This window comes from Jiangella alkaliphila (assembly GCF_900105925.1).
In the GTDB taxonomy this organism is placed as follows: domain Bacteria; phylum Actinomycetota; class Actinomycetes; order Jiangellales; family Jiangellaceae; genus Jiangella; species Jiangella alkaliphila.
The window spans coordinates 991,202-1,014,195 of the sequence record NZ_LT629791.1 but is presented as its reverse complement, the minus strand read 5'-3'; the positions used below and the strand labels follow the sequence as shown (position 1 = coordinate 1,014,195).

Sequence of the window (22,994 nt, the reverse complement as noted above, 5' to 3'; positions counted from 1 at the left end):
GCAACCGTCCCGCCGCTCGCGTAGCCTCTGGTCTCGATGACCACGCCCACGTCCACCGTCGACGCCGCCGACTCCGAGGTCGGGCGGCTGCGCACCGTCATGCTGCACCGTCCCGGCCCGGAGCTGCAGCGGCTCACCCCGCGCAACAACGACAAGCTGCTGTTCGACGGCATCCCCTGGGTCGGCCGCGCGCAGGACGAGCACGACGCCTTCGCCGACGCACTGCGTGCGCACGACGTCGAGGTGCTGTACCTCGCCGACCTGCTGACGCAGACGCTGGCCGGCGACGCGGCGCGGCACGCGTGCATCGAGGCGACGCTGGCCGACCCGCGCCACGGCGACACCCTGCGCGACGTGCTCCGGTCGCACCTGGGCGGGCTGCACCCCGACGACCTCGCGCAGGTCCTCATGGCCGGCCTGGCGCACGACGAGCTGCGCGGCGGCCGCGGGCTGCGGTACCGGCTGATGGACCCGCACGACTTCGTCGTCGACCCGCTGCCGAACCTGTTGTTCACCCGCGACTCCAGCGCGCGCATCGGCGACCACGTCGCGGTCACCAGCCTCGCCATGGCCGCCCGGCGGCGCGAGACCAGCCTGACGTCGGCCATCTACCGGCACCACCCGCGCTTCGCCGGCGTGCCGGAGGTCTACGGGCCCGAGCTGGAGAACCTCGAGGGCGGTGACGTGCTGCTGCTCGGGCCCGGCGTCGTGGCCGTCGGCACCGGCGAGCGGACCACCCCGGCCGGCGTCGAGCGGCTGGCCCGCAACGTCCTGAGCGCCGGGCTCGCGCACACCGTCCTGGCCGTGCCGATCGCGCAGGACCGCGCGACGATGCACCTCGACACCGTCCTGACGATGGTCGACCACGACGCGATCGTCATGTACCCGAACGTCGCCGACGAGCTGACGGCGGTCGCGCTGCGCTGGGCCGGCGGCGACCTCGTCATCGACGCCGAGCCGGCGCCGTTCGTCGAGGCGGCCGCGGCGGCCATGGGCATCGACGCGCTGCGCATCGTCGAGACCGGCCTCGACCCCGTCACCGCCGAGCGCGAACAGTGGGACGACGGCAACAACACGCTGGCCATCGGCCCGCGGCTGGCGGTCGCCTACGAACGCAACACCGAGACCAACGAACGGCTCGAGGCCGCCGGCATCGAGGTGCTGCGCATCGCCGGCAGCGAACTGGGCTCCGGACGGGGCGGTCCGCGGTGCATGTCGTGCCCGATCCGCCGCGACCCCGCGACGCCGGCCGGCCGCTGAGGACGTGCTTACCTCGTGCCAAGGCAGAGTTCCGCCGACGGTACAGACCAGTCGAGACCGGACCGTAACGGAGTGAATCTCAAGAAGTCGTCATTCGGTGGAACTTCTGCCCCTCGAAGACGGTAAGCTCCAAAGAGGCCCCGGTCGCTCGTGTTCCCCCGTCGTGAGCGGTCGGGGTCTTCTCTATGCGAGCCCTCGACGGCTCAGCGAATGGTGACCTGACGGTTGGCCAGACCGGCCCGCGCGCGGCGCTGATCGGCCGTCAGCGGCGCCTTCTCGGCCACCGCCTCGGCCAGCCGTTCGCCCAGCGCGGCAGCGGGTTCCTCGACGGCGTCGGCGGGCGTGCCGTCGACCAGATCCCACACCGGGACGAGCAGTCCGGCGGCGCGGAACGTGCCCAGCAGCCGGGTGCCCTCGCCGAGGGTGTCGGCGCCGGCGGCGTGCAGCCGGGCCAGCCCGTCCAGCAGCGGCTCCTCGTCGTGCGGAAGCACCCAGCGGACCTGGTCGCGGTCGCCGAGGCTGCACCAGTACGCGGCTTCGACCGACTCCAGCCGGGCCGCCGGAACGACGGCCGAATTGGCCTCTTCCAGCGCCGCGCGGGCCTCGGAACCGGTGTCCGACTCGGGGTCCAACCAGTAGTCGAATCCGTCGTGAACCGTCACCTGGAATTGCGCGTCGGTGTCGATGAGGTCGTGCAGACGCGGCGTGCTGGAGGTCCGCGGCGCCGGGTTCACCGTCGTGCCCGGCTCGGCCTCGAGCGCCGCGGCCAGCGTGTGCCCGAGGTCGGCGGCGGGGTCGCCGGTGGACGTCATGGTCTGCAGCGCCAGCAGGATCTCGCCGCTCTCGCGCACCAGCGCCGGGAACGCGCCCGGCAGCAGGGTGCACACGACGACCGAGCGGTCGTCGCCGGAGGTCAGTCGCAGCGGCGCCGTCGCGGCCGAGACGATCTCGCGCATGGCCACCCAGTCGCATTCGCCGGGCAGGCCGGCGAACGGGCGGACGACGTACTGCCGCTCGGCCTCGCGGGCCTGCTTGCCGTGGCAGACCTTGTAGCGCTTGCCAGAGCCGCACGGGCAGGGCTGGCGAGGGCCGACGACAGGGATCTCGGTAGCTGCACTCACGACAGGCGAGGGTAGCCGGTTCCGGCGCCGAGGTGGGAGCCGGACGTCGTCACGGCGTCAGACGGCGGGGTTCCACGGGCCGACGACGGCGTGCACCGTCACCCGGCCGGGCTCGGACCGCACCCGCCACTCGCGGGCGATGGCGTCGACGATGGACAGGCCGCGACCCTCGTCCTCAGTGGACGCGGGCTGGCGCACCTGCGGGCGCTCGGAGCCGCCGCCGTCGCTGACCTCGACGAGGACGTCGTCGCCCAGAACCGCCCACTGCAGCACAACCCCGGTGCGGGTGCCGCTGAGCGCCAGCGGCTGCGCGTGCAGGATGGCGTTGGTGACGAGCTCGGTCACGACGATGAGTGCGTTCTCGATGACCGTCGGCGAGACGTTGGTGTTGCGGAGATCCTCAGCGACCAGGTGGCGGGCGTGTGGCACGTTGCTGACCTCACCGGTCAGCTCGACGGAGCGTGCGCTGTTGGATCGGGCCTCACGCCTCGTGGCCACGACTCGACCCACTGGTAGATCTCCCTTCACCAGACCCACGCCACCCGCATCCAGTGGTGCCCACTGGACGACTCTGCCAAACCTCCCGACAGTGAACCATTCGCCACGCGATCACGTCCATATGTTGAGATGAGAGTTAGCGGGATCTCCGGTTTCGTGGTCGAGTGCCCTGGTGACCGGCCTTTCGTCGTCGCACCGTTGATCACCAGCGCGTTTACCTGATCTTGCGCTGCCAGCAGGCCCGCGCACCCATGATCGGGATGCCCTCATCGCACGGATATGTCCGGACCGTGACTCTTCCTTCCGTGCCGAACTGGCGGATCGACCGCTAGGTTAGAGCGGGGCGGAGAGGATGACGATGTGGACTCACTCCCGGTCTTCGGGACAACGTGGGGCGGAAGGGGATCGGACCGGGGGAGCGTCGGGCGACGCCATGGTCGACGCTACCGGCGCCGACGCGCCCGGCCTCGCCAACACGCATGCCAGCGTGTCGTGGTTCGAGCCGGGCCTGCCCGTGCCGCCGGCGTCGTCACGGAACAACGGCGAGGGCGCGGTTGCGGAAGCCGGCAGCGAGAGTGACACTCTGTCGGGTCCGGATGGTGAGGACGCGCCGTCCGCCGACGGCGAGTCAGGGGCTGAAGCGGCAGCAGGAACCGAGGCAGAGCCGGAGCGAGCACTGGAACCTCACCCAGCCAACACGACGGGGCTCGACGGCGAGGCTCTGCGCGAGAGCATGGCGCTCGTCGAGGACCACCTCGAAGCGGTCGGCGTCGACTTCTACGCGCAGCTGTTCGCCATCGCTCCCGAGGCGCGCGATCTCTTCGGCGCCGGCATGGCCGTGCAGAGGTCCCGCCTGGTGGGCGCGCTGGTGCGCATCGTCGGCAACGCCGACGACCGCGAGGTTCTCGCCCCCTATCTCGAAGGGCTGGGTCGCGACCACCGCAAGTTCGGCGTCATCGACCAGCACTACGCCCCGGTCGGCACCGCGCTCGTGCTGGCCATCCGGCGGGCGCTCGGCGACGCCTGGACCCCGCGGTTCGAGAAGGCCTGGGTCGACGCCTACGACATGATCGCCTCGATCATGGCCGGCGCCGCCCGCCGCGACGCCGTCATCTCGCCGCCGTGGTGGGACGCCGAGGTCGTCTACCACCGGCGCATCCTCGACGATCTCGCGATCATGCAGGTCCGGCCGCACACGGACTATCCGTATCGGCCCGGCCAGTACGCGTACCTGACGACACCGCGGCGGCCGAAGATCTGGCGGGCCTACTCCATGGCCTCCGCCCCGCGCGACGACGGCCTGCTCGAGTTCCACGTCCGCACCGTCGGGGCCGGCTGGGTCAGCAGCGCCCTGGTTTGGCGCACCGAGCCCGGCGACGTCCTGCACCTCGGCGCGCCCCAGGGCAACGACGTCGCCACGCCGCGGTCCGAGCACGACCTGCTCTGCATCACCGGCGGCACCGGCATCGCGCCCGTGCTGGCCACGCTGCAAGAGCTGGAGCAGCGCCAGGACGGCCGCCGCGTGCACGTCTTCTACGCCGGCCGCGACCGCGACCACCTGTACGCGCTGCCGCACCTCGAGTCGATCGGCGTGCGGTACCGCCGGCTGACCGTCGTTCCCGTGGTCTCGCCTGACGGGCCGACCGACCGCAGCCCCGACCTCATGGGCAACATCGTCTCGGCCTACGGCGACTGGCGGAAGCACCGCGTCTACGTGGCCGGCCCCACGACCATGGTGGCCACCAGCCTCGAGCGGCTGCGCGACCAGGGCGTGCCCGACGAGCAGATCGTCGTCGACGATTACGGTCTCTGGTGAGGTCTAGCGCTCTCTAGCGCTGAGGCTAGACGGCCGTAGAAGGTGCGATTCGGCCGCTCGGATCGGTGACCGCGCGCAGCGCCACGTCGACGACGGCGTGCAGGCGTTCCGGATCGGCGCCGCTCGCCGCCTGCACCGACATCCCCTCGCTCACCGTCGAGATGAAGTCGGCCAGGGCCTCGGGGTCGAGCGCACAGCTGGTGTCGCCGTCGCGGCGGCCCGCCTCGAAGCGATCGCGCAGGCGCTGGGTGGTCTGGCGGCGCAGCTGCGCCAGCGAGTCGGCGATCGGGGCGTTCTCGGGCCTGCAGCGCAGCGCGCTCTGCACCACCAGGCAGCCGCGCGGATGGGCGGGGTTGGTGATGGCGTCGACGTTGCGGTGCAGGTACTCGCGGATGACATCGCTGATGGTCGGCTCGTCGAGGGCCGCGGCCGTGTGCGCGGCGTCGCCCGCGTAGTAGCGCTCGATGGCGAGCCGGAACAGGTTCTCCTTGTTGCCGAACGCCAGATAGAGCGACGGGCGGTTGATGCCCATGGCCGCCGTCAGCTGGGCGAGCGACGCGCCCTCGTACCCGTGCTCCCAGAACACGTCGAGGGCTCGTTCGACCGCCTGCTCGACGTCGAACTCGCGCGGCCGGCCTCCTGCCATGCCAACAACATACCGATCGATACACAAGCCCTGGAGAACGCCATGGCGCAGCGCCGCCGGCTGGGAACGTTCGGCATCTGGAGCGGGGTCTGGAGCGACGCGCAGCGCGGTGTCCAGCCCTACACCGCCGAGTTCGACGAGGCCGCCGCGGAGCTCGACGACCTGGGCTTCGGCGCGCTGTGGATGGGCGGCAGCCCGTCGGTCGCCTGGGCGCGCACGGTCCTGGACGCCACCTCGCGGATCCCGGTGGCCACCGGAATCCTCAGCATCTGGGAGCACGACGCCGCTGACGTGGCCGCCCAGCGGGCCGAGGTCGAGAAGCTCCATCCGGGCCGGTTCCTGCTCGGGCTCGGCGTCAGCCACGGCCACTTCACCGACCGGTACGCCCAGCCGTACTCGGCGATGCGGTCCTACCTCGACGCCCTGGACGCGGCGGCCGAACCCGTCCCCGCCGACGCCCGGGTGCTGGCCGCGCTGGGGCCGAAGATGCTCGCGCTCTCCCGCGACCGCGCCGCCGGCGCGCACCCGTACCTGGTGACCGCCGAGCACACCGCGAGCGCCCGGGCGATCCTGGGACCGGACGCGCTGCTCGCCCCCGAGCTGAAGGTCGTTCTCGACACCGACCTCGACCGGGCCCGCGCCACCGCGCGTGGCTTCCTCGCCCGCTACCTGCTGATGCCGAACTACACCTCGAGCCTGCGGCGGCTCGGCTTCGCCGAGGACGACCTGCGCGGCGGCGGCAGCGACCGGCTGGTCGACGCGCTCGTCGCGCTGGGCGACGCCGACACCGTGGCAGCGCGGGCGGCCGACTTCGTCGCGGCCGGTGCCGACCACGTGGCGCTCCAGCTGGTCACCGACGACACATACAACGTCCTGCCCCGGGCCGGCTGGCGCCGGCTCGCCGAAGCACTCCCGCTGTGAAGGAGAAGGTGGAACAACCCATGAAGGCACTCGTGTCCGCGTCCTATGGTCCGCTCGAAGCCCTGGAGGTGACGGACCTGCCGGCGCCGCGGCCCGAGCCGGGCGAGGTTCTGCTGCGCACCGAGGCGGTGTCGCTCAACGGGGTCGACCCCAAGCTGGTCACCGGCGCGATGAAGGACTTCGTCCCCGTCCGCCACCCGTTCGTCCCCGGAGCCGACGTCGCCGGCGTGGTCGAGGCGGTGGGGCCGGACGTCACGCGCTTCGCCGCCGGCGACCCCGTCATCGCCGCTCTCGGCGCCCCGTCGGGCGGGCTGGCAGAGCTGGTCGTCGTGAAGGACGACGCCCGGCTCGCCGTGCGGCCCGCCGGACTCGACGCGGTGCGTGGCGCCGCCCTCGTCACCGGCGCGGCCACCGCGCTGACGGTGGTCGACGCGGCCGACGTCGGGCCCGGCGAGACCGTGCTGGTGGTCGGCGCCACCGGCGGGGTCGGCTCGTTCACCGTCCAGTTGGCCCGCCGGACCGCCGGTCAGGTGTTCGCCACCGGGCGGGCCGACGACGAGGCGTTCCTGCTGGGCCTGGGGGCGCACGCGCTGATCGACCGCGAGGCCGACCTGGCGGCGCAGATCCGCCGGCTCGTCCCGGCCGGCGTCGACGTGGTGCTCGACGTCGTCCAGGCGGGTCCGGCTCTCGCGTCGTCGGCCGCGGCGGCCCGGCCCGGCGGCCGGCTGGTGTCGGTCCTGGGCGGCCCGCCGGCCTTCGACCGCGGGGTCGGCGCCAGCTACGTCAGCACGCAGTTCCCGCCCGGCCGGCTGGCCGACCTCGCAGCGCAGGCCGCCGACGGCCGGTTGGACGTGCCGGTCGGCGCCACCTACCCGTTCGCCGACGTGCGCTCGGCCTACCTCGACTTCACCACCAAGCACGTCGCCGGCAAGTACGTCGTCACCTTCTGACTCTGGTCCCCGGAGCCTGTGGAGCAGCCATGACCCAGATCGACCCGAGCGAGGCGGCCAAGGCCGTCGTCCGGCGCAACACCATCGAGGTGCAGGGCGGCGGCGACTTCGCCGTCTTCGACGAGCTCTTCGCCGACGACTTCGTCGACCACACCCCGCAGCCGGGCGTGACCGCCGACAAGGCCGGCGTGAAGATCCTCTACACGACGCTGCGCCAGGCGTTCCCCGACTTCCACGCCGACATCCAGTGGCAGTCCGCTGACGGCGACCTCGTCACGACCTACAAGATCTACCGCGGCACGCACCGGGGCGAGTTCCTCGGCATTCCGGCGACCGGGCGCACCATGGGGTTCGAGACGGTCGACGCCATGCGGGTGGTCGACGGGCGGATCGTCGCGCACTGGGGCGTGGGCAACCTCTACTCGCTCGTCCACCAACTCGGCGCCCGGCTGACCGCCGGCTAGACCGTCCCCGTCAGACGGTGGCGTGCTTGCGCAGGTAGATGCCGAAGTGCGGGACGGTGAAGGCGATGGTGCCGCGCTCGGCCGAATAGACCAAGCCCTTCTTGATCAGCGAGTCGCGGGCCGGCGACAGCGACGACGGCTTGCGGCCGAGGAACGTCGCGACGTCCGAGGTGGGGACGACGCCGTGGGTGTCGTCGGAGAGGGCGGCCATGGCGCGCAGATACTCGCGCTCGGCCGGGGTGGCCCGCTCGTACCGCGAGCCGAAGAAGCCGACCGCCAGCTCGGCCTGGGCCTCCGGCGCGGCCATGCGCACGTCGTCGGCGCCGATGGGGTCGGTGGGCGCGTTGTCCCAGGTGACCTTGCCGTAGGCCTGCACGAAGTACGGGTAGCCCTCGGTCGCCGCGTACAGCGCGTCGAGCGCCGCCGGCTCGTACGTCACGCCCTCGTCCTCGGCCGGCGCCTCCAGTGCGCGGTCGGCGGCCGCGCGGTCCAGCCGGTCGATGCGCACGTAGCGGAACAGCCGCTCGGAGTACGACTTCGACGCCGACAGGACGGCGGGAAGGTGCGGCAGCCCCGCCCCGACCACGACCAGCGGCAGGCCCTGCTGGGACAGCTCGTGGCAGGCGGCGCACAGCGCGGACACGTCCGGCGCGGGGATGTCCTGCATCTCGTCGACGAACAGCGCGATGCCCACCCCGACGTCCCGCGCGACCCCCGCCGCGTCGACCAGCAGTTCCACCAGGTCGACCTCGATGTCGCCGGTGTCGGCCCGGCCCGTCGCCGCCGGCACGTCGATGCCCGGCTGCCAGCGGTCGCGCAGCTTCGCGTCGTCGCCGGCCGAGCGCAGCGCGAACGCCTTGAGCACGCCGAGGAAGCCGTCGACGCGGTCCGGGTCGCGGTGCCGCGGGGTCAGCTCGCGCACCGCCATGTGCAGGGCGCTGGCCAGCGGCCGGCGCAGCGACTGGTCCGGCCGGGCCTCGATCTTCCCGGTGCCCCACAGGCGCCCGATGGCCTGCGACCGCAGGGCGTTCAGCAGCACCGTCTTGCCGACGCCGCGCAGCCCGGTGAGGACGAGCGAGCGCTCCGGCCGCCCCCGCGCGATCCGCTCCAGCACGACGTCGAACTGCTGCAGCTCACGGTCGCGGCCGGCCAGCTCGGGCGGGCGCTGACCGGCGCCGGGGGCGTAGGGGTTGCGCACCGGGTCCATGATCGGACTCTATGGTGTCGTCTAGCGGGAGCCGTAGATTTGGCTAGACGACCGCATAGGCGTGTCGCGAGTGCTGGGTTCAGACCGGTTCGCGGAACGGGTCGTGCTCGGCGATCAGCTTGTCGACCCGGGCCTGGTCCAGCCGCTTCGTCAGCGCAGTGTCCTCCTGCTGGTCGCGGATGCACTTGGCCAGCGTGAACGCTGACGTCACGAGGTAGATCGTGCCGAGGCCGAGGAAGGCCTGGGGCCAGGGATCGATGTCGATGTACAGGATGCCGGTGACGACCGTGACCAGGGCGATCGAGAACGACAGGATCGCCTGGACGTAGAACGCGGTGGTGTTCCTCGTGGCGGGCGGCGCGGTGGTCATGACAGCACTGTGCCGCCCTGCAGCAGGCCCGTCCTGAGCGCCGGCGCTCAACCGGCCTGGGTACGCGTACTCAGACGTGCTGGTTGATCCGGATCTGGTTGCCGAACGGGTCGCGCAGCGTGCAGTTGATGCCGTACGGGTGCTCGACCGGCTCCTGGGTGAACTCCACGCCCTTGGCGGACAGCTCCGCGAACGCCTTGCGGCAGTCGTCGGTGGTGATGACGCAGGCTACGCCGAGCGCTCCCTTCGTCAGCAGGTCCCGGACCTGGCCGGCGACCTCCTCGCTGAGCGCGGGCGCGCCGGGCACCTCGAGGAGGAGATGCCGCTCGGGGTCGTTGGGCAGGGCGACGGTCAGCCAACGGGTGAAGCCCATGTCGACGTCGTTGGCGACCTCGAAGCCGAGCTTGCCCACGTAGAAGGCGACGGCTTCGTCTTGGTCGAGCACGTGGATGGTGGTGATCTTGATGGCGGTGAACATGCCACCCACGCTAAAGGCCGGCCGCGAGTGCCGCTTCTCCGAAACCGCTCGATGACGCGGGCCGCGTCCAGGCGTGGACGAAGCAGCCCGGCGCCTGTAGCGGCCGGCTCCGGGCGCGGTACGCCGACGGCGGCACGCCCACCACCGACGCGAAAGTCCGGCTGAACGTCCCGGTGCTGGCGAACCCGACCGCGAGGCCGACGTCGGTGACGCTCGCTGCGGAGTCGCGCAACAGCGCCATCGCCCGCTCGAGACGGCGGCGCTGCAGGTAGCGGTGCGGCGGCTCGCCGAAGACGGCCTTGAACTCGCGGGTGAAGTGGGCCGGCGACATCAGCGCCACGCGAGCCAGCGCGGGCACGTCCAGCGGCTCGGCGAAGTGCCGGTCCATCGCGTCACGTGCGCGCAGCAGCCGGCGGTTGGCGTCCTCGGCCGGGCTCAGCCTCACTCGCCGAGCATAGAGCCCGCCACCGGCAGCTCGATCGAGGTCGCGGCGAGGTCGACGGTGACGGTGGGCAGCTGGCTGGGTGCCCCCGACCGCCAGTAGTCGGTGCCGGCGAGGATCAGCCCGATCCGGTGACCGGCCGGCACGACGTGGTCCATGGCGGTGAGGTCGAACGTGATGGTCTGCGCTCGCCCCGGACGCAGCGGCAGCTGCCGCCACAGCGTCGCCCAGTGGCCGAGGTCGCCGGTGCCGCTGGCGACGACGTGGTGGTCGACGTCCTGGAGGGAGAGGGCGGTGTCGAGGTAGCAGGCGCTGTCGGCGGGCGTGCTCTCGCCCACGCAGGACCGGGTGCCGAGGTTCTCGATGCCCCAGCCCGGGTTGAGATAGTCGTGGATGGTCGCCGGGCCGTAGTCGACCAGCGCCGCCGACACCACCGCCTCCGGAGTCGACGACGACGCGCGCACCGTCACCGAGGCGGTGCCGGACAACCGCAGGTCCGACGCCAGCGGCGCGGTGCGGAACAGCACCCGCGCCGGCGACGGCTGGTCCGGGTTCTCGGCCCAGACCCAGCGGTCCTGCTCGGGGTCGTCGGTGTAGGCCGCGGTGTCGCCGGCCGGCGCCGGTCCCGTCGAGAGCAGACCGGGCGACGACGGGTGCAGCGCGACGGGGTGCGCCGCGGCCGCGGGCCAGTCGGCCTCGTCGGTCCACGAGCCGGGCGCGTGCTCGATCGTCACCATCGGCTCGTCGTCGATGCCGTTGTCGACGTCCAGCAGCCAGCGGTCGAACCAGCGGTGCAGGGTGCCGACCCAGCGCTCGCGGTCGAGGTCGAACGGGTCGACGTGCCCGGCCTGGGTCAGCCACAGCTTCCGCGGCACACCGGCCTCGGACAGCGCGGACCACCAGCGGGCCAGGTGGTCCGACGGCACCGCCTGGTCGGTGAACCCGTGCACCAGGAAGACGCTGGCCTCGACGTCGTCGGCGCGGCGGGTGTAATCGCGCTCGGTCCAGTAGTGCGTCCAGTCGCCGTCGTCGCCGAACCGGGTCTCCAGCTCCTGGAAGAACGGTTCGCACAGCTCGTACGCGCGCGGCGTCAGCAGGTTCGGCGGCCCGCTGCGCAGTGGCGGGTAGCCGCCCCACGCGCCGTTCGAGTTGTACTGGTGGTAGTACGAGCTGACCGCGCCGATCGGCACGACGGTGCGCAGGCCGTCGACGCCCAGGGCGGCGACGCCGTTGGCGACGGTCCCGTCGGCGGACTTGCCGATCATGCCGACCGCGCCGGTCGACCAGTCCGCGTCGGCGGTCTCGTCGCCGGTGGCCGACGTGTACGCGGTGGCGCGGCCGTTGAGCCAATCGATGACGGTCGCGCTGGCCGCCGTCGTGGCCGGGCCGCCGCCGTCCGGGCAGCTCGTCGACCGGTTCGTCCCCAGGTCGTCGACCAGCACGATCGCGTAGCCGCGGGGCACGAAGTAGTTGTCGTAGTAGAGCGGGAAGCCGGCCGGGTCGCCGTTCTCGTCGTAGGTCTTGCGCTGCGACTCGTTGCCGCGGCCGCAGCACAGGTAGTACGGGCTGGTGTCCATGATGACGGGGACCCGCTGCCCGGCCGCCGCGGGCTCGGCCGGCCGGATGACGTCGACGGCGACGCGGTCCGAGGCGCCGTCGTCGTCGAGGTCGGTGCCGAGGTCGACCCACACCGACTCGCGGATCGCGTCGGCGTAGGAGTAGACCGGCTGCGTCACGCCGTCGGCCAGCACATAGGGCGGCGGCTCTGGCGCGGGGACCGCCTGGCCGGCCGTCGTGAGCGCGGCGACGGCCAGGGCCGCCAGAGCGGGAACGGACAGACCACGCATTCGACGCGCCATCATGATCGTGGGACCTTACCGGACGTCGTCGAGGCCGTGCTCGATCGCGTAGCGGGTGAGCTGCACCCGGTTGTCGAGCTGCAGCTTGCCGAGGATGTTCTGCACGTGGTTCTGCACCGTGCGGTGCGACACCACGAGCTGCTCGGCGATCTGCCGGTACGACCGCCCGGTGGCGACCAGCCGCAGCACCTCGGTCTCGCGCGGCGTGAGGACCGGCCGCTCCGGCGTCCCCGACGCGAGCTGGCGGAACTCGCCGAGCACGAGTCCGGCCAGCCCGGGCGTGAACACCGGCTCGCCGCGGCCGGCCCGGTCGACGGCGGCCAGCAGCTCCTCGCGGGTGGCGGACTTGGTGAGGTAGCCGGTCGCGCCCGCCTTCATCGCGTCGAGCACGTCGCGCTGCTCGCCGCTGGCCGACAGCACCAGGACGTACGGCACCGGCGGCGGCCCCGAGCACAGTGCGCGGGTGACGTCGACGCCGCTACGGCCGGGCAACTGCAGGTCGAGCAGGACGAGGCCGGGCCGCGTCGCCGCCGCGACGCGCAGCGCCTGGTCGCCGTCGCCGGCGGTGCCCACGACGGTGCAGCCGGCGTCGGCGAGGTCGCGGGCGACGGCGTCGCGCCAGAGCGGGTGGTCGTCGACGACGAGGACGCGGGTCACGGCGCACCCCGCCGGGACAGGGCGGCGGTCCGCCGCGGCAGCCGGAGGGTGACCTCGACGCCGTCGCCAGGTGCGCCGGTGACCTGGGCGGACCCGCCGAGCGACCGGAGCCGCCCGACCACCGACCGCGCGACCCCGAGCCGCCCCTCGGCCGCGGCCGCCGCCAGCCGGCCGGGCGCGAACCCGGCACCGGTGTCGCGGACCACGACGGTGACGTCGGCGCCGTCGTCGTCCAGCAGGACGTACGCCCGCGCCTCCGGTCCGGCGTGCCGCTCGACGTTGTCCAGCGCGGCCGCGACGGCGGCGGCCAGCTCGTGCGCCGCGGCGGCTGGCAGCAGCACCGGCGCCGGTGGTACGGCCACCGACACCCGCGGCGTGGCCGCCGCCCGCAGCAGCTCGCCGAGGTCCAGCCGGCCGGGCGAGCGTGACGCCGCCGGTCCGGCGGTGATCAGCGCCCGCAGCGCGATCTCCTGCTCCGCCGCCAGCCCGGCCAGCTCGCCGGCGTCGCCGCCCAGCTCGCGGCCGCGCCGCGACACGTACGTCAGTACCTGCAGCACGCCGTCGTGGACCACCCGGGCCAGCCGGTCGCGTTCCTGCGCGGCCGCCTGATCCCGCAGCGCCGCCGCCAGCCGTCGCTCGGACCGCCAGGCCAGCCCGCACACGTACCCGACGGTCGCGCCGGCGACCAGCACGAGGACGGTGTTGTGCAGCAGCGCCGGGGTGACGGCGCCGCGCTCGGCCACGTAGGCCAGTCCGATGACCGCCGAGGCCGGCACCGCGGCGCCCCAGCCGTACACCAGCGCCCAGGCGATGACCGGCGCGCCCACCCAGATCACCGGCAGCGTCTGCGCGCCGGCGTCGGAGTCGAACTGCAGCGGCCGGGTCGCGACGACGGCGGCCGCGGCGATCAGCAGGTCGACGCTCAGCAACGGCCAGCGCCGGGCGGCCGGTCGCCGGTACCAGAGGTACGTCAGCACGGTCCAGACGACGAGTCCGGCCAGCACCAGCCAGCCGGCGGTGACGTGCTCGTAGTCGTCGCGCGCGAGCGCGTAGAGGACGGCCGCGTAGAGGACGGAGAACGCGCGGAACACCGCCAGGGCACGCCACCACTGCTCCTCGTACCCCGGCAGCGCGGCGTCCACCAGGTCAGCGTAGAGAGCGGTCCGGACGTTTCCCAGACCTGTCGGTGCCCGGGCCTAGGCTGATAACTCATGTCCTGGTACCGCCCGGTGGCTGTGGCACCCGAGCTGCGCGACGCGCTCGTGTGCGGCTGGTCGGCGCAGGTCGACGGCGTCGAGCTGCTGGTGCCCGACGGCTGCATCGACGTCATGTGGCTGGCCGACGGCCGGGTCATCGTGTGCGGACCCGAGACCGCGGCGTGGCCGGTCACGACGCCGTCCGGCACCGAGGCGGTCGGCGTCCGGTTCCGCCCCGGCGTCGCGCCGGGCCTGCTGGGCACCCCGGCGCACGTGCTGCTCGACACCCGGGTCGGGCTCGACGACCTGCTCGGTCCGGGTGCGAAGGAGCTGGCCGGGCGGGTCACCGACGCCGGGACGGCGCACGCCCGGCTGGCCCTGCTGACGGCGGCGGCGCGGAGTTGGCTGGCCGAGACCGACGGGCCCGACCCGCTGGTGTCGTGGACGGTCCGGGTGCTGAGCCGGCGCTCCAGCAGCATCGCCGAGCTGGCCGACGCCGCCGGGCTGACCGACCGCCAGCTGCAGCGCCGCAGCCGCGCCGCGTTCGGCTACCCGCCGTCCATGCTCCGGGTCATCCTGCGGCTGCAGCGCTTCATGGCGCTGGCCCGCTCGCCCGGCAACGCCGCCCTCGGGTTGGCCGGGCTGGCCGTCCTTGCCGGCTACAGCGACCAGGCACACCTCTCCCACGACTGCCGCCGCATCGCGTCGTGCACGCCCAGCGAGCTGCTGCAGAGCCAGGTCCCCGACTGGCACGGTCCCGGCTCGGTGGTCGACGAAGCGCCCGCGCCGGCCGGCCGGGCGGCCTGAGTCACCCCGATGTCGCATCCGTACAAGCGCGACCGCCCGCTGTCGCGGCAGGGTGGAGACATGACCGACATCGCTGACCGCTACCGCCGGCTGGCCGCCGTGCTGGACCACCGCATCGAGTCCGTCCCCGCGGACCGCTGGGAGTCGCCGTCGCCGTGCGAGGGCTGGACCACCCGCGACGTCGTTGCGCACCTGATCGACTGGCACGGCGGGGTCGCCGAGCTCGGTGGCCTGACGCTGCCGCCCGGCCCGCCGGTCGAGGACGACCCGGTCGCCGCCTGGCGGCACACCCGCGACGCCATGCAGGAGCTGCTCGACGACCCCGAGCGGGCGAACACGTCGTACGAGGGCATGTTCGGCCCGACGACGGTGGCCGCGACGGCCGACCAGTTCCTCGGCCTCGACCTCATCGTGCACGGCTGGGACATCGCCCGCGGCGCCGGCCTCGACGACACCATCCCGCCCGAGGACGTCGCCGAGCTGCTGCCGACGATCCGCCAGCTGGGCGACAACCTGCGCCGGCCCGGCGTCTGCGGTCCCGAGGTCCCGGTGCCCGACGACGCCGACGACCAGACCAAGCTGCTCGGGCTGCTCGGCCGCCGCCGCTGACCCGGGAACCGCGCAGAGGTAGACAATGGGGGCATGATCTCCGTCGAACTGGCCCGGAAGCTGCGCGAGGCGGGGCTGCGGTGGGAGCCGCGCCCCGGTGACCGGTTCGTCATCGCCGACCGCGGCATGGACGACGAGGTCTTCGTGGTCAGCCACATGGTCGTCGACGTCCTCGAGTTCCCGAGCGGCGGCCGGGTGCTCGGCTTCAACGGCACCGTCGAGTGGGCGCTGGACAGCGTCGAGCAGGAGGCCGCGCTCTGGCTGCCCGGCGAGTCGCGGCTGCGTGAGCTGCTCGGCGGCGCGTTCGTCCGGCTGGACCGCACCGGCGACAGCTACCGGGTGACGCTCGACGTCGACGGCCGGCCGGTCGAGGTCGACGACGACCAGGCCGAGGAGGCGTACGGCAAGGCGCTGCTGTATCTCGCGATCGGCGACTGACGCCGCAGGCGTGCCGCCCTCACTCCTCGATGGCGCCGCCGATGGAGCGCAGGTGGGCGCGGAACGTGAGGTCAGGCTCCGTGCGGCGACGAGCCAGGTAGTCGGCGAAGCGGAGCTGGTCGCGCAGCGTCGTGCCGGCGTGGACGAGGTCGGCCTGCTGCCGCTCGGTGTCGCGGATGGCGGCGGCCAGCACGGTCAGCTCCCCGGCTCGGTCGAACGGCACCACGACCACGCCGTCGTCGTCGGCCAGAACCGCGTCGCCGCGGGTGACGTCGAAGCCGGCCACCGCGGCCAGCACCAGCCCGCCGTCGGCCGGGCGCGGGTCGAGGCGCTGCGGTCCGGTGGGCAGGGCGCCGAGGCTGAACACCGGCAGCCCAATGGCCCGGATGTCCGCGCTGTCGCGATGCAGCCCCCAGATCACGACGCCGGACAGCCCGGCGCCGCGCGCCTCGAGCACCGCGAGGTCCCCGACGCACGCCTCGTCGCTCCGGCCGCCGTTGTCGACCACCAGCACATCGCCCGGCCCGGCCGCCTCGTACGCCTCCAGGAACACGTCGACGCTGCCGACGTGCACGCACGGCAGCGCCCGCCCGGCCGCCCGCCACCCGGGCACCACCGGCGGCACCGACGCGCAGCGCACCGGCACCCCGGCCCGCACGCACGCGTCGGCGAGATGGGCCGTCGTCAGGTTCTCGAACATCCTCTGACTCTAGTCAGAGTTGGTCAGTGACAACAGGCAGCCAGACCCGCATCGTCGACGGGCCGCGGGAGGCCCAGGAGTGGTAGGGCACGAGGCGGATCCGGGCCGGCGTCGTCGCGGTCGCCGCGCCGGCGTCGGGGGTGTAGGGCCAGTCGCGATCGCCCGGGGTGGCCAGGGCGCCGGACGCCACGACCGCGCCGTCACCGTCGGCGACCAACGGGGCGTCGACGTCCACGCGGACGGCGTCGACGTGACGGCCGGCGGGCAGGTCGGCGGACTCGGCGCACAGCACCAGCGGGCCCTGCTCGGCGGCGACGGTGCCGCGCAGCGCGTCGATGCGCGGGTCGGCGCGGACCCAGCGCGGTTCCATGGGCAGCTCGAGCCGGACCTCGTCGCCGACGGCGAACGCCGCGGTCACCGACGCGACGCCGGGACGGACCGGGCGCCGGGCACCGGACGGCTCGACCAGCACGGCGCCGTCGCCGGCCCACGCGGGCACCCGCACGGACAGCGTCCACGGCGCCGCCGACGTCTCTGTCACCCGCAGCACGACCGCGCCGTCGGACGGATAGCCGGTCGACATCTCGAACCCCGCCGGCCGGCCGCCGGCGAGCCGCGTCGACACCGAGGCGTCGGCGAACTGGTGCACCTGCAGGCCGTCCTCGTCGGCGGTGACGAGGTACGCGGCCAGGCTGGCGAACGTGCGGGCGAGGTTGTTCGGGCAGCACGACACGTCGAACCAGGGCGCCCGGACGCCGGACTCGGCGCGCGGGTGCTGCCGGTCCACCGCGGGCAGCCCGCCGATCCGGCGCCGATGCAGCGTGTTGACGTAGAAGAAGGACCGGCCGTCGTCGGCCGGTGACGTCGCGATGACGTTGTAGAGCGTCCGCTCGGCGAGGTCGGCGTAGCGCGCGTCGCCGGTGGCGAGCAGCAGCCGCCACGACAGTTGCACCGACGCCACCGCGGCGCACGTCTCGGAGTACGCGCGGTCCGGTGGCAGCACGAAGTCGTCGCCGAACGCCTCGTCCATGTGCCGGGCGCCCATGCCTCCGGTGATGTACGTCCGCCGCGCGACGGTGGCGGCCCACTGCCGCTCGATCGCGGCCAGCAGCTCGTCGTCGCCGGTCTCGACCGCGACGTCGACGGCGCCGGAGGCCAGGTAGAGCGCCCGGACGGCGTGCCCGTGGAACGCGTCGGCGGAGCGCACCGGCACGTGGTCCTGGAAGTAGGCCCGGCCGAACTCGACGTCGGCGAGCGTGCCGTGCCCGCGGCGATCGACGAACAGCGCGGCCTGGTCGAGGTAGCGCCGCTCACCGGTGACCCGGTACAGCTCGACCAGCGCCATCTCGACGACCGGGTGCCCGCAGACGCCCTGGTTGCCCGACGGCCCGAACGCCGCGCACACGTGGTCGGCGGCGCGGAGGACGACGTCGACGAGCGGGCTGTCGACACCGGCCCGCAGCAGCGCGACGCCGGCCTGGATGAGGTGGCCGTAGCAGTACAGCTCGTGGCCCCACTCGAGATCTGAGTACCGCGAGCCCTGGCCGGCGTGGCCGAACGCGGTGTTGAGGTAGCCGTCGGGCTCCTGCGCCCGCTCGATCACCTTCGACAGCTCGTCGATCGACGCCGCGGCGAACGCGTCGCCGGTGCGCGCGACCTCCCAGGCCATGCCCTCGATCAGCTTGTAGACGTCGGAGTCGGAGAACTCGCGGCCGCGGCGGTCGTGGCTCACCCGGCCCTCGACGACGGCGGCGAAGTTGTCGATCCAGCCGACCCGGCGCTCCCAGCTCAGGTTGTGCTCCAGCGTGGCCGCGGCGTTGACGGACTGCCGGTGGCCCCAGAAGCCTCCGGTGATGCGCACCTCGCGCAGTCCGAGCGGGCGCAGCCGGCCGGTGCTCGGCACCACGGGCCGGCCGCCGGTGTCGTCGCGGGTTCCGGCATCGGCGGTCAGGTCGGCGGGCACGATGCATTCACCTCCAGGAGGGATCGGTGGGACGGCGGGACGGGGAGAGCCGCGCTGCGACTCATCCCTTCAGTGCTCCGGACATGAAGCCGCGCACGTAGTGCCGTTGCAGGAGGACGAACAGCAGCAGGCAGGGCAGCGCCATGATCACGACGCCGGCCTGCGTGGCGCCGAAGTCGACGGCGCCCATCGTCTGCTGCCGCAGCGTGGCGATGGCCAGCGACAGCGGGTACCGCGAGCTGTCGTTGATCATGAACAGCGGCGCGATGAAGTCGTTCCACGCGTGCAGGAACGCGAACAGCCCGACGGTGATCATGCCGGGCCACACCGCGAACACCAGCACCCGGCGCAGCACGCCGAACGTGCCGCAGCCGTCGACCAGCGCGGACTCCTCGATCTCGCGCGGCACCGCCTCGAACGAGATGCGCATCATGAACATCGAGAACGGCAGCTGGTACAGCGTCAGCACCAGCGCCAGGCCCGTCAGCGAGTTGCGCAGCCCCAGCTCGCCCATCAGCACCCACAGCGGCACCAGCAGCGTCGCGTACGGGACCATGAGGATCGCGATGATCAGCAGGAACAGCGCGTCGCGCCCGGGGAACCGGAACCGGGCGAACGCGTACCCGCCCAGCAACGACAGCACGAGCGTGAACACGACCGTCAGGATCGAGACGTACGCGCTGTTCCACAGGTACGTGGGCAGCCCGGCGTCGTACTCGGTCAGCGTCCGGTAGTTGTTGAACCCGTAGCCCTCCTGCTGCGCCGTCGCGCCGTGCGGCGACACCGACGCGACGGCCGTCCAGATCAGCGGGACGAGGAACATGATCGCCAGCCCGCCGCCGAACACCCAGAACGACGTGCGGCCGATGGCCTGCTGCAGTCTCATCGGTCGCCCCTCAGTCGTCCGCGCCGCGGCGCAGGTAGCGGAACTGGGCGATGTTGATGACCAGGAGCACGAGCAGCACGACCACGGACAGCGCGGCCGCCGAGCCGAGGTCGAACCGGCGGAACGCCTCCCGGTAGATCATCATCACCACGGTGGTGGTGGAGTTGTCCGGACCGCCGTTGGTCAGGATGAAGAACTGGTCGAACGCCAGCAGCGACCCGGTGACCGAGATGATCAGGCACAGCGCGATCGACGGGCGCAGCAGCGGCAGCGTGATGCGGAAGAACGACTGCACCTTGCTGGCGCCGTCGACCCGGGCGGCCTCGTAGACCTCGGTCGGGATCGACTGCAGCCCGACCATGAGGATCAGCATGAAGAACCCGGCGAACTTCCAGACCACCAGCACGATCGACGAGAACAGCGCCATGTTCGGCGTCCCGATCCAGCGGATCGGCTCGTCGATGATGCCCAGCCATTCCAGGATCGGGTCGATCGGGCCGATCTGCGGGCTGTAGAACCCCCAGAACAGCAGCGACGCCGACGCCAGGCCGAGCGAGACCGGCAGGAAGTACGCGGTGCGCAGCAGCCCGACGCCGCGGCGGCGCTCCTGCACCAGCAGCGCCATCCCCATCGAGAGGACCAGCAGCACCACCACGACGATGAGGGTGTACTTCAGCGTGAAGCCGACCGCCGGCCAGAACAGCCGGTCGTCGGCGATGCCGGTGTAGTTGTGGGGCAGGTTGATGCCCTGGCCGCCCTGGAGCAGCGGCCACTCGCTGGCCGACATCTGGCCCACCAGCAGCAGCGGGACCACGAACAACAGCAGCACGAAGAGGGCGGCCGGCGCGGCGTACATCGCTCCCTGGAACGTCCGGGTGCGCCACCAGACCCGGGAGCTCGGGGTCTGGTGCGCCGGCGGAGCCGCGGGCTCGCGCAGGACTGGGCTGGCCAAGCGTCGGGTCCTTCCTCTGGCAGGGTCGGGCGGACGGGGTGCCGGTGGGGCCGCGGGTGGTCGCGGCCCCACCGGACCCGGTCAGCTCTGCAGCGACGCGTCGACCGCCTCGTTGTCCTGCTCCAGCGTCGAGCCGTCGCCGAACACGTAGTTGCGCACCAGCGGCAGCCACGGGCCCTGCGGGTCGTTGAACGTCTCACCGAACCGCATCGAGTACGGCGTCCGGCCGACGCCGGCGACCTCGTTGATGGTCACCAGCCGCGGGTCCTGGTCGGAGTACTCGTTCGACGCGAGGTCCGTGCGGGCGACGACGTCACGGTTCTGCGCGAGCACCTCGACCTGCGCCTCGTCGCCGAGCGTCCAGGCGATGAAGTTCCACGCCGCGTCCGGGACCTCGCTGTTGCTGGAGATGCCGACGGCGTCGCCGCCGACGAACGTCGACTCGCCGCCGCCGACGCCCGGGATCGGCGCGACGCCGGTCTCGAACGTGTCGGGCATGAGGCCGAGCGTCGTGGACGGCATCGGCATCACGCCGATGTTGCCCTCGGGGAAGACGCCGGTCCACGTCGGGCCGGCCTCGTCCTGGGTGCCGGGCCCGACGATGTCGTCGTCGACCAGGCCCTTCCAGATGTCGTAGACGGCCTGCGCCTCGGGCTCGGCCAGGAACGACTCGGTGCCGTCCTCGTTCATGACGTCGGCGCCGCTGGCCCAGATGCTCGGCCACCAGGTGAAGACGAAGCAGCCGCCGCAGTTGCCGCCGAAGAACGTGCCGCTGACATCGCCGCCCAGGGCGTCGACCGCGCGGGCGTGCTCGGCGAACTCTTCCATCGTGGTGGGCGGCGCCTCGGGGTCGAGACCCGCCTGCTCGTAGAGGGTCTTGTTGTAGAAGAGCACCGACAGGTCCATCGCGTGCGGCACGACGTACTTGGCGCCGTCCTGCGTGCCGACGTCGATGTGCGACTGCGCGAGGTCGTCGGCGAACGGCAGCGCGTCGATGCGGTCGGTGATGTCGAGATACGCGCCGGCCGTGGTGAACTGCGGCACGAACACGACGTCGAGGCTGAGGACGTCGGGCAGCTCGCCCGCGCCCGCCGCCGTGCCGACCCGTGGCAGGTAGTCGTCGGTCGGGATGACCGTCAGCTCGACCTGGTTCTCGTGGCTCTCGTTGTAGGCGTCGACGAGCCGCTGGGACTGCGCCTCGGTGGCCGCCCTGGTCCACATCGTGATGGTGCTGCCGTCGTCGACCCCCTCGGCCAGCGACGCCTCCGGCGAGGAGTCGCCGTCGCTGCCGGCGGTGTCGGTGTCGTCGCCGTCGTCACCGCCGCAGGCGCTCACCACGAGCGCCAGCACAGCAGCGGTCACGGCCGTCGTCGCCCGTGTCCTGGTACTACGTCGCATCGTCCGTCTCCCCGGTGGGACCGAATCTGATGGGATGCCTTCCGTTTGCCGGCACCAGGAACGAAAGTGCCGAAAAGGCTTTCTGCGAAGGTAGGAGTTCGACTGGGCGACGTCAACCCTCTACAGCGCGCAGATTCGCCCAGCAGAGCAAGGCGCCGAAATCGATCACGAAACTCGCTCTACCTGTTTTCGGGGCGCTCGGGTACGCTGTGCCGAAATGTCGTCAACGGAGGCGCTCGCAGCATGAACAACGCCGTGCCATCGTCGGCCTCGCGCAAGGTGACGTTGAACGACGTCGCCCGCCTGGCCGGTGTCTCGGTCGCCACCGCGTCCAAGGCGCTCAACGGTCGCAAGCAGGTGCGCGCCGAAACCCGCGCGCGCGTCGTCGAGGCGGCCGAGCAACTCTCGTTCTCACCGAACGAGCTGGCCCGCAGCCTGCTGGCCGACCGCACCGGCACGGTCGGGCTGCTCACGAACGACCTCGAGGGCCGGTTCTCGATCCCGATCCTCATGGGCGCCGAGGACGCGTTCGGCGCCGACAGCGTAGCCGTGTTCCTCTGCGACGCCCGCGGCGACGCCATCCGCGAGAAGCACCACGTCCAGGCGCTGCTCAGCCGCCGTATCGACGGCCTGATCGTCGTGGGCAGCCGCACCGACCCGCGGCCGTCCCTGGGCCGCGAGCTGTCCGTCCCGGTCGTCTACGCGTACGCGCCGTCCGAGGACCCCGAAGACCTGTCCATCGTGGTCGACAACGTCGGCGCCGGCCGCAGCGCCGTCGACCACCTCGTCTCGACCGGGCGTACCCGCATCGCCCACATCACCGGCGACCCCACCTACGGCGCCTCGCAGGAACGCGCCCAGGGTGCGCTCGCCGCGCTCGCCGGCCACGGCATGGAGCTGGTCGGCGACGTCCGGTTCGGATCCTGGACGGAGAGCTGGGGCCGCGCCGCGGCGTCCATGCTGCTCGGCCAGCACCCCGAGCTCGACGCCATCCTCTGCGGCAGCGACCAGGTGGCCCGCGGCGTCATGGACGCGCTGCGGGAACACGGCCGCACCGTGCCCGACGACGTCGCGGTCATGGGCTTCGACAACTGGGAGATCTTCACCAGTGGCGCCCGTCCGGCCCTGACCAGCGTCGACATGAACTTCGAACGGCTCGGCCGGGTGGCGGCGCAGCGTCTGTTCGCCGCCATCGACGGCGAGCCGCGGTCCGGGGTCGAGGCGCTGGACACCCGGGTGGTGATCCGCGGCTCGACCGTCCCCGGGTGACCCGTGCGGCACTCGGGCCGGAGTTCCACCGGCGGTGATGTGAACGCTAACAACGCCGCCGGCCGTCATGCATTTCCTGGTTCCCGA

24 protein-coding genes are annotated in these 22,994 nt (G+C 72.7%); 9 read left to right on the top strand and 15 right to left on the bottom strand.

Going from position 1 to position 22,994, the window contains the following annotated elements:
• The first annotated feature begins 36 nt into the window (after positions 1 to 36).
• A complete protein-coding gene (locus tag BLV05_RS04710) occupies positions 37 to 1,260 on the top strand; it encodes an arginine deiminase (RefSeq protein ID WP_046767129.1) in 1,224 nt (407 codons plus the stop codon).
• 203 nt (positions 1,261 to 1,463) lie between these two features.
• Here the strand turns inward: BLV05_RS04710 and BLV05_RS04705 are convergent, their stop codons facing one another.
• Together BLV05_RS04705 and BLV05_RS04700 are read right to left on the bottom strand one after the other, a co-directional pair.
• Positions 1,464 to 2,381, bottom strand: coding sequence for a DUF5926 family protein (locus BLV05_RS04705; RefSeq protein WP_046767130.1), 918 nt, complete (start codon positions 2,379 to 2,381; stop codon positions 1,464 to 1,466).
• A 57-nt stretch (positions 2,382 to 2,438) separates the two neighbouring features.
• On the bottom strand, positions 2,439 to 2,879 hold the full coding sequence (locus BLV05_RS04700; RefSeq protein WP_052762173.1) for an ATP-binding protein: 441 nt from the start codon (positions 2,877 to 2,879) through the stop codon (positions 2,439 to 2,441).
• 433 nt (positions 2,880 to 3,312) lie between these two features.
• Here BLV05_RS04700 and BLV05_RS04695 point away from each other — a divergent pair, with 433 nt between their 5' ends.
• Positions 3,313 to 4,695 (top strand): globin domain-containing protein, encoded by a 1,383-nt coding sequence (locus BLV05_RS04695; RefSeq protein WP_052762174.1) that lies wholly within the window; start codon positions 3,313 to 3,315, stop codon positions 4,693 to 4,695.
• A gap of 25 nt (positions 4,696 to 4,720) precedes the next feature.
• On the opposite strand, the gene BLV05_RS04690 is transcribed toward BLV05_RS04695, so the two are convergent.
• Positions 4,721 to 5,341, bottom strand: coding sequence for a TetR/AcrR family transcriptional regulator (locus tag BLV05_RS04690; RefSeq protein ID WP_046767131.1), 621 nt, complete (start codon positions 5,339 to 5,341; stop codon positions 4,721 to 4,723).
• Positions 5,342 to 5,383: 42 nt separating this feature from the next.
• On the opposite strand from BLV05_RS04690, the gene BLV05_RS04685 reads away from it, so the two are divergent.
• From BLV05_RS04685 to BLV05_RS04675, 3 genes are read left to right on the top strand one after another with little or no spacing between them, the layout of a single operon-like run.
• A complete protein-coding gene (locus BLV05_RS04685) occupies positions 5,384 to 6,262 on the top strand; it encodes an LLM class F420-dependent oxidoreductase (protein WP_046767132.1) in 879 nt (292 codons plus the stop codon).
• Positions 6,263 to 6,282: 20 nt separating this feature from the next.
• On the top strand, positions 6,283 to 7,212 hold the full coding sequence (locus BLV05_RS04680; RefSeq protein WP_046767133.1) for an NADP-dependent oxidoreductase: 930 nt from the start codon (positions 6,283 to 6,285) through the stop codon (positions 7,210 to 7,212).
• A gap of 29 nt (positions 7,213 to 7,241) precedes the next feature.
• Positions 7,242 to 7,676 (top strand): ester cyclase, encoded by a 435-nt coding sequence (locus tag BLV05_RS04675; protein WP_046767134.1) that lies wholly within the window; start codon positions 7,242 to 7,244, stop codon positions 7,674 to 7,676.
• Positions 7,677 to 7,686: 10 nt separating this feature from the next.
• Here BLV05_RS04675 and BLV05_RS04670 read toward each other — a convergent pair whose 3' ends face one another.
• The 7 genes from BLV05_RS04670 to macS form a co-directional block, all read right to left on the bottom strand.
• Positions 7,687 to 8,883 (bottom strand): AAA family ATPase, encoded by a 1,197-nt coding sequence (locus BLV05_RS04670; RefSeq protein ID WP_046767135.1) that lies wholly within the window; start codon positions 8,881 to 8,883, stop codon positions 7,687 to 7,689.
• A gap of 79 nt (positions 8,884 to 8,962) precedes the next feature.
• Positions 8,963 to 9,253 (bottom strand): YiaA/YiaB family inner membrane protein, encoded by a 291-nt coding sequence (locus BLV05_RS04665; protein WP_046767136.1) that lies wholly within the window; start codon positions 9,251 to 9,253, stop codon positions 8,963 to 8,965.
• A 70-nt stretch (positions 9,254 to 9,323) separates the two neighbouring features.
• Complete coding sequence (locus BLV05_RS04660; protein ID WP_046767276.1) at positions 9,324 to 9,731, bottom strand: VOC family protein; 408 nt, start codon at positions 9,729 to 9,731, stop codon at positions 9,324 to 9,326.
• Positions 9,732 to 9,741: 10 nt separating this feature from the next.
• Entirely contained in the window at positions 9,742 to 10,119 is a 378-nt protein-coding gene (locus tag BLV05_RS04655) for a helix-turn-helix domain-containing protein (RefSeq protein ID WP_046767277.1), read from the bottom strand.
• A 53-nt stretch (positions 10,120 to 10,172) separates the two neighbouring features.
• Complete coding sequence (locus BLV05_RS04650; protein ID WP_082154974.1) at positions 10,173 to 12,035, bottom strand: CocE/NonD family hydrolase; 1,863 nt, start codon at positions 12,033 to 12,035, stop codon at positions 10,173 to 10,175.
• Between the two features lie 12 nt (positions 12,036 to 12,047).
• On the bottom strand, positions 12,048 to 12,689 hold the full coding sequence (locus tag BLV05_RS04645) for a response regulator (protein WP_046767137.1): 642 nt from the start codon (positions 12,687 to 12,689) through the stop codon (positions 12,048 to 12,050).
• Positions 12,686 to 13,831, bottom strand: a complete 1,146-nt coding sequence (gene macS / locus BLV05_RS04640) for a MacS family sensor histidine kinase (protein ID WP_197683531.1) — start codon at positions 13,829 to 13,831, stop codon at positions 12,686 to 12,688. The genes BLV05_RS04645 and macS overlap by 4 nt, the downstream gene beginning before the upstream one ends.
• Before the next feature lie 69 nt (positions 13,832 to 13,900).
• Between macS and BLV05_RS04635 the strand changes: the two genes are divergently transcribed.
• From BLV05_RS04635 to BLV05_RS04625, 3 genes are read left to right on the top strand one after another with little or no spacing between them, the layout of a single operon-like run.
• A complete protein-coding gene (locus BLV05_RS04635) occupies positions 13,901 to 14,692 on the top strand; it encodes a helix-turn-helix domain-containing protein (protein ID WP_046767139.1) in 792 nt (263 codons plus the stop codon).
• Between the two features lie 60 nt (positions 14,693 to 14,752).
• Positions 14,753 to 15,301: a TIGR03086 family metal-binding protein gene (locus tag BLV05_RS04630; RefSeq protein WP_046767279.1), complete on the top strand. Its 549-nt coding sequence runs from the start codon at positions 14,753 to 14,755 to the stop codon at positions 15,299 to 15,301.
• Between the two features lie 33 nt (positions 15,302 to 15,334).
• A complete protein-coding gene (locus BLV05_RS04625) occupies positions 15,335 to 15,739 on the top strand; it encodes a hypothetical protein (RefSeq protein WP_046767140.1) in 405 nt (134 codons plus the stop codon).
• A gap of 19 nt (positions 15,740 to 15,758) precedes the next feature.
• On the opposite strand, the gene BLV05_RS04620 is transcribed toward BLV05_RS04625, so the two are convergent.
• The 5 genes from BLV05_RS04620 to BLV05_RS04600 form a co-directional block, all read right to left on the bottom strand.
• Positions 15,759 to 16,439 (bottom strand): RraA family protein, encoded by a 681-nt coding sequence (locus BLV05_RS04620; protein ID WP_046767141.1) that lies wholly within the window; start codon positions 16,437 to 16,439, stop codon positions 15,759 to 15,761.
• 13 nt (positions 16,440 to 16,452) lie between these two features.
• Positions 16,453 to 18,402 carry a glycoside hydrolase family 127 protein gene (locus BLV05_RS04615; RefSeq protein WP_197683530.1) on the bottom strand — a complete coding sequence of 650 codons (1,950 nt, stop codon included), beginning with the start codon at positions 18,400 to 18,402 and terminating at the stop codon, positions 16,453 to 16,455.
• 61 nt (positions 18,403 to 18,463) lie between these two features.
• Positions 18,464 to 19,288: a carbohydrate ABC transporter permease gene (locus tag BLV05_RS04610; RefSeq protein WP_046767142.1), complete on the bottom strand. Its 825-nt coding sequence runs from the start codon at positions 19,286 to 19,288 to the stop codon at positions 18,464 to 18,466.
• A gap of 10 nt (positions 19,289 to 19,298) precedes the next feature.
• Positions 19,299 to 20,240 (bottom strand): carbohydrate ABC transporter permease, encoded by a 942-nt coding sequence (locus BLV05_RS04605; RefSeq protein ID WP_052762176.1) that lies wholly within the window; start codon positions 20,238 to 20,240, stop codon positions 19,299 to 19,301.
• Positions 20,241 to 20,321: 81 nt separating this feature from the next.
• Positions 20,322 to 21,638 carry an ABC transporter substrate-binding protein gene (locus BLV05_RS04600; protein WP_046767143.1) on the bottom strand — a complete coding sequence of 439 codons (1,317 nt, stop codon included), beginning with the start codon at positions 21,636 to 21,638 and terminating at the stop codon, positions 20,322 to 20,324.
• 243 nt (positions 21,639 to 21,881) lie between these two features.
• Between BLV05_RS04600 and BLV05_RS04595 the strand changes: the two genes are divergently transcribed.
• A complete protein-coding gene (locus tag BLV05_RS04595; RefSeq protein WP_046767144.1) occupies positions 21,882 to 22,907 on the top strand; it encodes a LacI family DNA-binding transcriptional regulator in 1,026 nt (341 codons plus the stop codon).
• Positions 22,908 to 22,994: the final 87 nt, after the last annotated feature.